11 protein-coding genes are annotated in these 11,928 nt (G+C 38.5%); 3 read left to right on the top strand and 8 right to left on the bottom strand.

Translation table 11 applies throughout. The features are described 5' to 3' along the window. Positions 1-8 precede the first annotated feature (8 nt). The 7 genes from FBD94_RS11685 to FBD94_RS11655 form a co-directional block, all read right to left on the bottom strand. The gene (locus FBD94_RS11685) at positions 9-212 is read right to left on the bottom strand and encodes a cysteine-rich CWC family protein (protein WP_131611814.1); all 204 of its coding nucleotides are present in this window, start codon (positions 210-212) and stop codon (positions 9-11) included. A 114-nt stretch (positions 213-326) separates the two neighbouring features. Then, positions 327-2,705, bottom strand: coding sequence for a ribonucleoside-diphosphate reductase subunit alpha (locus FBD94_RS11680; protein ID WP_131611816.1), 2,379 nt, complete (start codon positions 2,703-2,705; stop codon positions 327-329). 105 nt (positions 2,706-2,810) lie between these two features. Beyond that, positions 2,811-3,785: a ribonucleoside-diphosphate reductase small subunit gene (locus FBD94_RS11675; RefSeq protein WP_131611817.1), complete on the bottom strand. Its 975-nt coding sequence runs from the start codon at positions 3,783-3,785 to the stop codon at positions 2,811-2,813. 387 nt (positions 3,786-4,172) lie between these two features. Beyond that, the gene (locus tag FBD94_RS11670; RefSeq protein WP_136880308.1) at positions 4,173-4,577 is read right to left on the bottom strand and encodes a septal ring lytic transglycosylase RlpA family protein; all 405 of its coding nucleotides are present in this window, start codon (positions 4,575-4,577) and stop codon (positions 4,173-4,175) included. Positions 4,578-4,713: 136 nt separating this feature from the next. Further along, a complete protein-coding gene (locus FBD94_RS11665) occupies positions 4,714-5,193 on the bottom strand; it encodes a methionine-R-sulfoxide reductase (RefSeq protein ID WP_136880307.1) in 480 nt (159 codons plus the stop codon). A gap of 174 nt (positions 5,194-5,367) precedes the next feature. Next, positions 5,368-6,240 carry a succinate--CoA ligase subunit alpha gene (gene sucD / locus FBD94_RS11660; protein ID WP_136880306.1) on the bottom strand — a complete coding sequence of 291 codons (873 nt, stop codon included), beginning with the start codon at positions 6,238-6,240 and terminating at the stop codon, positions 5,368-5,370. A 73-nt stretch (positions 6,241-6,313) separates the two neighbouring features. Further along, on the bottom strand, positions 6,314-6,901 hold the full coding sequence (locus tag FBD94_RS11655) for a TMEM175 family protein (protein WP_136880305.1): 588 nt from the start codon (positions 6,899-6,901) through the stop codon (positions 6,314-6,316). A 353-nt stretch (positions 6,902-7,254) separates the two neighbouring features. Here FBD94_RS11655 and FBD94_RS11650 point away from each other — a divergent pair, with 353 nt between their 5' ends. Beyond that, a complete protein-coding gene (locus tag FBD94_RS11650; RefSeq protein ID WP_136880304.1) occupies positions 7,255-7,686 on the top strand; it encodes a hypothetical protein in 432 nt (143 codons plus the stop codon). Here FBD94_RS11650 and FBD94_RS11645 read toward each other — a convergent pair. Continuing rightward, positions 7,683-8,369, bottom strand: a complete 687-nt coding sequence (locus FBD94_RS11645; RefSeq protein ID WP_131611829.1) for a substrate-binding periplasmic protein — start codon at positions 8,367-8,369, stop codon at positions 7,683-7,685. The genes FBD94_RS11650 and FBD94_RS11645 overlap by 4 nt on opposite strands. A gap of 413 nt (positions 8,370-8,782) precedes the next feature. Between FBD94_RS11645 and FBD94_RS11640 the strand changes: the two genes are divergently transcribed. Both FBD94_RS11640 and FBD94_RS11635 read left to right on the top strand, forming a co-directional pair. After that, the gene (locus tag FBD94_RS11640) at positions 8,783-10,006 is read left to right on the top strand and encodes an NUMOD1 domain-containing DNA-binding protein (protein ID WP_165503706.1); all 1,224 of its coding nucleotides are present in this window, start codon (positions 8,783-8,785) and stop codon (positions 10,004-10,006) included. A gap of 293 nt (positions 10,007-10,299) precedes the next feature. Then, a complete protein-coding gene (locus FBD94_RS11635) occupies positions 10,300-11,919 on the top strand; it encodes a sensor histidine kinase (protein WP_136880303.1) in 1,620 nt (539 codons plus the stop codon). The last annotated feature ends 9 nt before the right edge of the window (positions 11,920-11,928 follow it).

Here is an 11,928-nt window from a genome sequence, read left to right as displayed (position 1 = left end):
ACTAGGTATTAAGACGTTACATCAGCTCTATATTCCTGTTGTAGTTCAAACAAACACTTAGCGCAAAGGCAGCCATCATATAGCTCACTAATGTATTGCACCTCGTTTAAATCAAGCTGAATCACACTACACTGGCATTTAGTATACGAGTTCGCCTTACACTCTATAGGAGTATTGCATCGCTCGCAGGGTATAATTTCATGTTTTGCCATTTAAAGGAATCAGAATTAAGAAGCCAATATCATTGATTAGAATGCAAATATACCATAAAAAAAAAGGAGTAAGAATTGCTCCTTACTCCTTTGTAGATATATCAATCTGAATGATTAACCTGAACAGCTGATGCAGCCTTCCTCCATTGAGCAAGTAGGACCTTCTGCAATTTCTTCAGCACTTTGTTCGATGTGCTCAGGAATTACAGGTTCCATATTTTTACCAGCTTGATTTTCTACTGTGAACTTAACAGCTTGAGAAGCTGCCTGAGTACGCAGGTAGTACATTCCAGTTTTCAATCCCTTTTTCCATGCATAGAAGTGCATCGAAGTTAGTTTTGAAGTATTTGGAGCGTTGATAAACAAGTTTAGTGATTGCGACTGGCAGATGTAAGCACCCCTGTCGGCAGCCATATCAATAATGCTACGCATTTTGATCTCCCAAACTGTTTTGTATAATTCTTTGATATAATCAGGGATCTCAGCAATGTCCTGAATAGAACCATTAGCCAAAATAATCCTGTCTTTCATAGCTGGAGTCCATAAACCCAATGCTACTAAATCTTTCAATAAGTGTTTGTTTACAACGATAAATTCACCGCTCAATACCCTTCTGGTATAAATATTAGAAGTGTAAGGCTCAAAACATTCGTTGTTACCCAAAATCTGTGAAGTAGAAGCTGTAGGCATTGGCGCAACCAATAAAGAGTTGTAAGCACCATCTTTCACTACTTTCGCACGTAAAGATTCCCAATCCCAACGACCGCTATCTGGTTGTACGTTCCAAAGATCAAACTGGAATTTACCTTTAGACAAAGGAGAACCACCAAAGGTCTCATATGGACCATGCTTAACAGCCAAGTCATTAGAAGCAGTCATAGCAGCAAAGTAGATCGTTTCAAAGATCTCTTTATTTAAGATCCGAGCACCTTCACTTTCAAAAGGCAAACGCATTAAGATAAAGGCATCAGCTAAGCCCTGTACCCCCAAACCAATTGGTCTGTGACGCATATTAGAGTTTTTAGCCTCTTCTACTGGATAGTAGTTATAATCTATAATTTTGTTCAGGTTTACTGTAGCCTGATACGTTACATCATATAATTTTTGGTGATCAAATTCACCGTTGATTACATATCTTGGTAAAGCAAGTGAGGCCAGGTTACAAACCGCAACTTCATCTTTAGATGTGTACTCAATAATTTCTGTACAAAGGTTAGAGCTTTTAATTGTACCCAGGTTTTGCTGGTTAGATTTGCTGTTGGCAGCATCTTTATACAATAAATAAGGTGTACCGGTTTCAATTTGAGAATCCAGAATAGCAAACCACAACTCTTGAGCTTTGATGGTTTTACGTGCTCTTCCTTCTTTTTCGTAACGCTCATATAAAGCATCAAACTCTTCACCAAAGCAATCTGCTAAACCAGGTGCTTCATGCGGACAGAACAAGCTCCAATCGCCATTCTCTTCCACGCGTCTCATAAACAAATCGCAAACCCAAAGCGCATAGAACAAATCACGTGCACGTAATTCTTCTTTACCATGGTTTTTACGTAAGTCTAAGAAACTAAATACATCAGCATGCCAAGGCTCTAAGTAGATTGCAAAGGCACCTTTACGTTTACCTCCACCCTGATCTACATAACGTGCCGTATCGTTAAACACTTTCAACATTGGCACAATACCATTACTAGTACCATTGGTACCACCAATATAAGATCCTGTAGCTCTAATGTTATGAATGCTTAAACCAATACCACCAGCACTCTGAGAGATTTTAGCAGTTTGCTTTAACGTATCATAAATTCCTTCAATACTATCATCTTGCATGGTTAGTAAAAAGCAAGAAGACATTTGAGGCTTAGGCGTAGCCGCATTAAACAAGGTCGGTGTAGCATGTGTAAACCAACGCTCACTCATCAAATTATACGTTTGAATCGCGCTATCGATATCACCTTTATGGATACCTACAGCAACACGCATAAACAAATGCTGAGGACGTTCCACAATCTGTCCTTCAACTTTTAACAAATACGATTTTTCTAAAGTTTTGAAACCGAAGTAGTCAAAACCAAAATCCCTGTCATATATAATTGTACTGTCTAAAATGTCAGCATTCTTCTCGATCACTTCCCAAACATCATCTGCAATTAGCGATGCCGGTTTACCAGTTTTAGCGTCGATATAATTATATAACATCTCCATAGTTTTGGAGAATGACTTTGTCGTGTTTTTATGAAGGTTAGACACTGCTATACGAGAAGCCAGCAGGGCATAATCAGGATGTTTTGTAGTTAAAGAAGCTGCGGTTTCTGCTGCAAGATTATCTAACTCTGAAGTTGTAACACCGTCATACAAACCCTCGATCACCTTCTTGGCAACATCGATCGGATCTACAAGTTCAGCATTAAAACCATAGCATAACTTCTCCACCCGAGCCGTTATTTTATCAAATCTTACCGCTTCCTTGCGGCCATCTCTTTTTATTACGAACATATTTTCAAGTATTTATAGTGCTTATTGAGTTTTAGAGCAGAAACTCGACATCGGCACCGAATTACAATTATTATTTATTTTCTTATCGTCTAACCCCGATAAGGACTAAAAATCATCATCTAATGAGAATGCAGCTGCTTTATCCTCTGTTGAAGTCAACACACCACTTTTCTGATAATCACCTACTCTTTTTTCAAAGAAGTTGGTTTTACCTTGTAAAGAAATCATCTCCATAAAATCAAACGGATTAGTTGCATTATATACTTTGGTATAACCTAATTCTTGCAACCATCTGTCGGCAACAAACTCAATGTATTGCGACATTAATTTAGCATTCATTCCGATCAAGGCAACAGGCAATGCATCCGTAATAAATTCTTTCTCAATTTCTACTGCATCCTTAATGATCGAATGAACTTGCTCTTCGCTTAATCTGTTTTTAAGCATTTTATACAACAGACAAGCAAACTCACAATGGGCACCTTCATCTCTCGATATCAACTCATTACTAAAGGTAAGTCCTGGCATTAAACCACGTTTCTTTAGCCAGAATATAGAGCAGAAACTACCGCTAAAGAAAATTCCTTCTACTGCAGCAAATGCTACCAAACGCTCTGCAAAAGTACCGTTCTCAATCCAACGTAAAGCCCATTCCGCTTTTCTCTTTACTGCAGGAACAGTATCAATAGCGTGGAACAATCTGTCCTTTTCTTCCGGATCTTTGATATAAGTATCAATCAACAAGGCATAAGTCTCTGCGTGGATATTTTCCATCATGATCTGGAAACCATAAAAGCAACGTGCCTCAGGCAACTGCACTTCACTCATGAAGTTTACTGCAAGGTTTTCATTTACAATACCATCGCTGGCTGAAAAGAAAGCAAGAATATGTGAAATAAAATGTCTTTCTCCATCATTCAGATTATCCCAATGCTTTTGGTCATCCGAAAGGTCAATTTCCTCAGCAGTCCAAAAACTGGCCTCGGTCTTCTTATACATTTCCCAGATTTCAGGATATTTAATCGGCAAAAGAACAAATCTGTCTTTGTTTTCTTTTAATAATACTTCTTCTTCTTGCATAAGCATCTATTTTAATAAGGTAAATGTATATTGACTTTATAAAGCGCTAGTAAATCCGGCAGCCAAGCAATCCATACCTAGTTATAAAAAGTTTAAAAGACATCAATTTATCCAACAACCTTAAGCAACTAAATATTACAACTTTAACTAAAAATCTTTGAGTGGTTTACTAAAGAACTTTATGTAAACAAATATAAAGTCTGCCGCTCTGATAAGAGAACAATAGTTGTTAACAAGCGGGCATTTTTATCAACACTAAAAGGAGAAATTGACACACCCATTACCCTGAAATGTTGGTATTTATTTCTTTTTGTAAGGAGAGAAACTCTGAAAATGGTGTTAATAAATTCAAGAAACTGACTATAATGCAGTTAAAGTTAAAAAACGCTAATCTGTATCAGGAAGGTAACTAATTTCAACCTTAGCCACTCCTTTTCCATAAATACCAATTGCTTTGGCCGCAGCCTCAGAAAGATCTATTTTGAATTTTCTCGAATGTGGCCCCCTGTCATTGATTTCAACATCTACAGATTCACCATTTGTTGGGTTCGTTACCGTCACAATAGTTCCAAAAGGCAACTTCATATGAGCGGCCGTCATTTTACTTCTACGGTACCTTGCGCCACTCGTAGTTTTGCGTCCTTCAAATTTGCGGTGATAATATGTTGCGTAAACAGTTTTTGAGATTAATTTAGAAGAGTGATTGGATGAGGATGCTACTGAATCAACAACCGTTTTTGAATCCGGCTGATCTGAAAGATCCTGAGAAAAACTCAGAAAAGAAATTAGCATACCGCATAACAATAAACAATACTTCATATTTACTATTGTTGGTGAGCTGACAAACATAAGTAAATTAAATACTTAAAAACAAGAAATGCCCGACAAGTTATCATCGGACACTATAATAATATTGTTGATAAAAATATTATTTCTTATCGGGCACAAAATCCATAGAAATAGAATTCACACAGTGGCGCGTATTTTTCTCAGTAAAACTCTCCCCCATAAATACGTGTCCCAAATGTCCTTTACATTTTGCACACACAATCTCTGTACGCATCCCATCTGCATCAGAAATTCTTTCTACTGCACCTTTGATCTCATCATCAAAACTTGGCCATCCACAATGTGATTCAAATTTAGATTCAGAACGATATAAAGGAGCATTGCAACGTCTACAGACATAAGTACCACTTTCCTTATTGTTCAGCAACTTTCCCGTACCCGGATATTCGGTCCCCTTACGAACAATGATATCCTCTTCTTCCTTAGTTAATTTATTCCACTCCATATTTCTGGTTGTTTTTTTTGTATCTTTTTTTTGTGGCTGCTGACCACAGGCTATCAGATTTACTAAAACCAACAGCGCAGCAAACATAAATGTTTTATTGATTGAAGCTTTCATTTGCGTGTATGTTATTTAATACAAGATACGTAAAAAGCATTCCCATGGTTGTAATAAGAATGTCAGTTCTAAATAGCCCAACCTCAGACCTAGATGGGTAACAAATAAAAAAACTCCGATGAAATAAACCACCGGAGCTCTTTAATTTATACAAGAAGGTCTTTATTGTAACAGTTATTTTTTTAATAGCTCAGCCATTGCTGCGCCAATCTCTGCAGGGCTTTCCACAACGCGGATACCACACTCAGCCATAATTTTCATTTTTGCAGCAGCAGTATCATCAGCACCGCCAACAATCGCACCAGCATGACCCATCCTACGTCCAGCAGGAGCAGTTTGACCAGCGATGAAACCAACTACCGGCTTAGTACCGTTTTCTTTAATCCAAAGTGCAGCTTCAGCTTCCATACCACCACCAATTTCACCAATCATGATGATACCTTCAGTTTCAGAATCGTTCATTAACAATTCAACAGCCTCCTTAGTAGTTGTTCCAATGATTGGGTCACCACCAATACCAATAGCAGTAGTGATACCTAATCCAGCTTTCACAACCTGGTCAACAGCTTCGTAAGTTAAAGTACCTGATTTAGATACAACACCTACAGTACCTTTTTTGAAGATAAAGCCTGGCATGATACCAACTTTAGCCTCATCAGCAGTAATTACACCTGGACAGTTAGGACCGATTAAACGGCAATCTTTGTCAGAAATATATTCTTTAACCTGAATCATATCCTTAGTAGGGATACCTTCAGTAATACAAACAATAACTTTAATTCCAGCTTCAGCAGCTTCCATAATAGCATCTGCTGCAAATGCAGGTGGAACAAAAATGATAGATACATTTGCGCCAGCTTGATCAACCGCATCCTTTACGGTATTAAATACCGGTTTATCTAAATGAGTTTGTCCGCCTTTGCCCGGTGTTACACCACCAACAACATTAGTTCCGTACTCGATCATTTGAGAAGCATGATAAGTACCCTCATTTCCAGTAAAACCCTGAACAATAACTTTTGAATCTTTATTTACTAAAACACTCATGTATCTTTATTTTTTTGTGCAAAGCTAAGCTAATTGAAATGCAATGTCAAATGCAATCCGAATTTTATTGCATTTATTCCAGCCCTTGCTTTTGAAGTGTTTTCTCTACCCTTGTATCTGGAATAAACCAAACCACAGCTACCAATATATATCCGGCAACACCAATCCATGAACTGATAAAACTTCCTGCTATAGCCAAAATATAAATCGTCGTCGAAATTTTCCCTTTAACATCGGCGCCATAAGCATGGGCAATTGCAGAATCCGGGCCATGCAGTTTCACTAATATCCTTTCCAAAATAAAATAAGCAATAGAAGCCATCAATGCGACAAATCCATAAATAATTACTGGCCAGGATTCATAATGGTTTTCACCCATCCATGCGGTTGCAAAAGGGAACAGAGAAAGCCAGAAAAGCAAATGCAAGTTTGCCCATAACGCTTTTCCATTTACTTTTTTCACCAACATCATCATATGGTGATGATTATTCCAATATATACCTACATAAATGAAACTGAGCAAATAACTCATCAATACGGGGATCAGCGGAATTAAAGCGGCAACACTAGACCCATGAGGTACTTTTAATTCTAAAACCATGATTGTGATGATAATAGCCAATACACCATCACTAAAAGCTTCCAACCTATTCTTATTCATAAATTAAAGGTAGTATTTTGATTCCAAAACTGAGTCCATAGGCATGCTTCTTCTATCATCTAAGCTGCTAATTGTCAAACTGCATGCTTTAACCGATTGTACTTTGAAGTAATTTAATTCACCACGTATTAAGGGATGTTACGCGGCTGTTAAGCGGATACTACCCGGCTCCAGCCAAGTAGTATCCGGGTAATGTCCGAGTAATGTCCGGGTAATGTCCGGGTAAATAGGGGTTGCAGACCACCTTCATAGAGTTAACTAGAAAGAAATTTTTAATGGAATTTGGGATTGATCGATTAAAAGCAAATTTTATATATTTGGCCATAACAATCCGCTTGTCAATTCAACCGCGCATGAGACCATTAAAAATCTACTTTAAAATATTAAAAGTTGGCAACGGGAAACTCCTGAAAAATAAGGATGAAGTAAACAACCACATTGTAGACCTGATCAACAAGAACCCAAGTCAGCCTGCGGCAGGGCTAAGAACTATTGCGCTCGAATCGCTTAACCATACCGATTTAGGTCAGCAATCACTACAAATCAGTGATCGTTTCTTTATTAGCAAAGCGATAGACATCGAGGTAATCATTACTTTTTTACCCGAAGAAAAAGCAATTCAGGATCAATTTTATACCCAATGGAGGTACATTCAGGTATCAAGCCCTTATCGATTGATACAGTATCTGGACGAGAATAAAATAATCGTATACAGCGAAAAAACAAAAATCCTACACACCATCAAACTCGACAAAGACATTACCGTGGTGGTAGATGAAGATTAAAACTGTGTCTCACTAAACCATTTCTTATAGATATTCTGGTAAGTACCATTTTCTTTAAGCAGGCTGATTGCCTCATTAAATTGGGCTTTAAGTTGTACATCACCCTTTTTCATAGCTATGGCATAGGATGAATCCGTTTTAGGCAGGAACATTCCTATTTTTAGCTTTTTATTCTTTTGCAAAAAGCCCCCTGCTATCGGCGAATCGTCAATCAACAAGTCAATTTTCCCGGCCTGTAACTTTCTATAAAGTTCCTTGTTGGTAACTGCGTATACGATATTGTTTGAAGGAAACTGTTCCCGAACATATTTTTCGGCCTCTGTGGCTTCCCTTACCCCTATTGTCTTATTTTTAAAATGATGCAAACCAGTCAAGGTATCCTGCTCTGACACTACTGCACATAACCTGAAATATAAATATGGATTACTAAATTCAAGAATATGCTGGCGAGAGGCAGTTACTGTTACAGCAGAGCAAATGAGATCAAGCTCGCCTTTAAACAACTTTTCCAATATGGTAGACCATAAAGAAACTTCATACTCAACTTCTAAATTTAGGTGACTGGTAATGGCCCGGAGTAAATCAACCTCAAATCCCTCAAAATTCCCAGTGTTGTAATCGGAATGCATCGGAAAGGGCGCCGCAGAATCCAATCCGACTTTTAATACTTTCTTATTGGCCATACAATAGAGTTTAAATTCCCAGATTTATTCAAAAACAAGAATAAACACCGGTTTTTTCTGCAAATAACAACAAAAAAAAACTAAATACCATTCAATTCACATCCAATTCCATCCAAAAAAAACAATTCGACACAAAAAACGCCCACCCCAACAAACAATTAACACTTAAAAAAATGACGCAATCAAATCTCACAACAAAAAACACGCATTAAAACCAAAAAAAGATAAAACAAGCACAAATCAGTGCCCTCACTTGCCGCTTGGAATTTATTTTCAAAAAAGGCAAGAAAAAGTAAACTAAAAACATTTTAAATTGTTTATAAGCCACCAAACAAGTCAACCAAGAACAAAACGAAAAAAAATTAACCAGATAAATACTTAATCTGATATATTTACATCAAAATATGCCAAATATGAATTATCCATACGAAAACCTTTCACCTGAAGCGCTCCCAGGTGAATTATGGTCCCCAATTCCAAAACTGGATGCGCCATACGAGGTTTCTAACTTTGGGAGAGTACGTAGATTGGAGAAAAACTCTATCGATAAAAAGGGCATCCCCAGGCAAAAACCGGGTATGATTATCAAAACAATCATCTCCGAAAGCCAAAACTCTCAAACTGGTGACACCGCAAAATATGCTGGAATCACTTTATCTGCCAACAAAAAAAGATACTACTTAAGCGTTGCCAGATTAGTTTATTATTGTTTTGTAGACGAATTTGACCTCTCAGATAAGCAACTTTTAGTATTTCCAAAGGACGGAGACAACCTTAACTTAAGCGCAGATAACTTGCTGCTGGGCACGCCAAAAGATAAAGCGGCAAGAATGATGGCCTCCGGTAGAAGGAGATCATTTTTCCCAGAGTTTAGTGAAGAAGTAAAGAAAAAGAGCCGTGACAAAATAACGGCAACCAAAAAAGAGAAAGGTACTTATAATGTCAGCCGCTATTCCTTATCAGGCCAATTACTGGAAACCTATTCCAACGCCCGAATTGCAGCAGAGGCAATGAATACCGCTCAAGGGTACATTTCTATCGCAGCCCGGGACACAGGGAAAGTGGTTACCGCCTGTGGATACCTATGGCGTCGTGGCAATGAGCCTGAGCTAGATTTAAAGCCAATACTGAAGGAAAGATGGTACGGACATTCGCCACTCGCAAAACAACAGCATATTATAGGTCAATACGATCTTGAAGGCAACCTGGTCAATACGCATGTGAATACCGTGGAAGCAGCAAAAGCAGTTAGAGTCCATAAAAATGGTATCCGTAACGTAATCAATGGACGAGGCTTAACCTATGGTGGTTTTATATGGAGTAAAGTGATCAGGAAAAAGATTGCAGTCGACCCAAAAATAACAGAAAGCAGATCGGGCATTTCCCAATATGATTTGGATGGCCGATGGATCCAAACCTTTAAGAATTGTGTTGCCGCAGCAAGAGCAACACAAGTTGACAACACCAACATTCACCTAGCCGTTAATGGACATACGCTAACCGCAGGGGGATATTTATGGCGTAAAGGACAGCAATTAAGGATCAACATCAACGAATTGCGTAAACATCCGCATTATGCTGGATCGGGATTACAAAGACACATGAAAAGAAAAAGGGAAGCTGCAGTACTACAATAGTTTTCCGATATAAGGTATTAAACATTTTAAAGACTGGCGATGCCGGTCTTTTTTGTTATATATAGCCATACTTGGGTACATCCTTGCTATATCGTTCGGGGATAGTCTAAGACTGGTAGGACTCCCCTAGGACTCTGGTAGGACTCTCCTAGGACTCTCGTAGGACCCTAGCCCCTTTGAAACTCCTTTGAAACTCCTTTCCAACTCCTAAGCGCGCAACACCATCCCTGAAGGGAAACCAAAGGACAGTAAAGGCGTCTTTTTATAATTGTATTTTTACATCTTTGTAAGAAATGAGACTCCCGATATACAGTTCAAGGCACTTTATTGTCATAGGAATATTTATGTTTCTGTGCTTTGCAGGGATATGGCAGTTTATGTCGGGTAAGCTGAGCAAGCATACAGAACAGATTAGTATAGAGTTGGCGACAAAAATATACCAGCTAAAATCTAATATCATGCGCAATGAATTTGAGGGATTTACAAAAGGAATTGTTAATTCCGAAACGGTCCTGCCTGAGATTCATACTAAAAAAGAGTTTTTAGCTCATGAAGGAACAATAGAAGCGCTGTTGCTCAGTCATCCAAAAATAAATAAAGGCTGGTATGCCATCGCCAGTAAAAATGATACCGTTTACAAATCGATCCATAAAGATGGTCAGACCTACCACCATACCCCGATTCTAAAACATCAGAAAGACTGGATCCACAACCAACTTAGCCATAAAGAGACCACAGGAAATGTCGGGACATTGGTTTCCGTAACAGATACCTTACACTGGTTAATCGCCTCAAGGCATAAACTCGCAGACTCATCAGTATTGATGTTTGGTCTGGATATTAACCTTAAAAAACTTCAACAATATTTATGGAGTGTAGACACTATTGGTCGCGCTTATGCATTTATAACCGATGAAAAAGGTTATTTTGTAACCAACCAAATTGAAAACCTAATCGGCACAAAAATGCCTGTGCCGGTAAATCCGTTGCTTGGAAAAATCCTCCTGGCGGATAGTATCAGCAGTTACGAAATTGTAACCTCATCCTATTTACAGCTCCCTGTTGTGCGCTATTACACGCCATTAAACATTACCGGCATGAACTGGACAATGGTCATTGACACGCCAGTTTTGACTGTAGATGAGGATGTAAGAATTATTGAAAAGTACATGATGGTCATGTTCATCTCTGCAGCATTAATTATATTATTACTGATTTCCTGGTCGCAGGCCAAATGGCAAAAGGAATTTACGCTTCGCCAACAGTTGGAGATGAACCGCAAGGAGTTATCCCTTGAAAAACAAGCCTTAAGCCTGGTTGCCGAACGTCAGCAAAAGGACAATGCTTTGCTGCAACTCAATACACTTAAAGAGAAAGTAAACCCGCATTTCCTTTTCAATTCTTTAAGCTCATTAAACGCACTGATTGCACAGAACCCTGAGCTTGCACAATCTTTTGTGGTAAAATTATCAAGGGTATATCGCTACGTACTCGAATCTTACCCAAATGGTTTAGCAACCGTTGCCGAAGAGCTTCGTTTTGTAAATGAATATTTCTTCCTATTAAAGATCAGATTTGGTGATGCACTTGAACCATTGGATTTGCAAATTTCTGATGCCCACCTGCAAGAGCACATTCCATTTATGAGTTTGCAGACCTTGATCGAAAACGCTGTAAAACACAATATGCTATCGAAAGAGAAGCCGCTTAAGATCAGTATTGAAAGCCAGGGCGATTTTATTGTAGTCACCAATAACCTCCAGTTACGCAGCGATGTTAGGGATTCGAGTAAGCAAGGTTTGAATTATCTTCAGAGTACTTATGCCTATTTTGGCACTGGGCAGTTGAAGTATGGTACGGAAGGCCAACGCTACAAATGTTACCTCCCGGTACTACAAGTCCCTGAAGCTTAACGAACGGAT

The organism is Pedobacter hiemivivus (genome assembly GCF_005144565.1).
GTDB classification, from domain to species: Bacteria; Bacteroidota; Bacteroidia; order Sphingobacteriales; family Sphingobacteriaceae; genus Pedobacter; species Pedobacter hiemivivus.
Note: the sequence above shows the minus strand (reverse complement) of the source record. Positions and strands in the feature narration are given on the sequence as shown.

Coding starts and splice junctions, on each gene's coding strand:
- FBD94_RS11685 (WP_131611814.1), bottom strand. CDS start 212: ATGGCAAAACATGAAATTATACCCTGCGAGCGATGCAATACTCCTATA.
- FBD94_RS11680 (WP_131611816.1), bottom strand. CDS start 2,705: ATGTTCGTAATAAAAAGAGATGGCCGCAAGGAAGCGGTAAGATTTGAT.
- FBD94_RS11675 (WP_131611817.1), bottom strand. CDS start 3,785: ATGCAAGAAGAAGAAGTATTATTAAAAGAAAACAAAGACAGATTTGTT.
- FBD94_RS11670 (WP_136880308.1), bottom strand. CDS start 4,577: ATGCTAATTTCTTTTCTGAGTTTTTCTCAGGATCTTTCAGATCAGCCG.
- FBD94_RS11665 (WP_136880307.1), bottom strand. CDS start 5,193: ATGAAAGCTTCAATCAATAAAACATTTATGTTTGCTGCGCTGTTGGTT.
- sucD (WP_136880306.1), bottom strand. CDS start 6,240: ATGAGTGTTTTAGTAAATAAAGATTCAAAAGTTATTGTTCAGGGTTTT.
- FBD94_RS11655 (WP_136880305.1), bottom strand. CDS start 6,901: ATGAATAAGAATAGGTTGGAAGCTTTTAGTGATGGTGTATTGGCTATT.
- FBD94_RS11650 (WP_136880304.1), top strand. CDS start 7,255: ATGAGACCATTAAAAATCTACTTTAAAATATTAAAAGTTGGCAACGGG.
- FBD94_RS11645 (WP_131611829.1), bottom strand. CDS start 8,369: ATGGCCAATAAGAAAGTATTAAAAGTCGGATTGGATTCTGCGGCGCCC.
- FBD94_RS11640 (WP_165503706.1), top strand. CDS start 8,783: ATGAATTATCCATACGAAAACCTTTCACCTGAAGCGCTCCCAGGTGAA.
- FBD94_RS11635 (WP_136880303.1), top strand. CDS start 10,300: ATGAGACTCCCGATATACAGTTCAAGGCACTTTATTGTCATAGGAATA.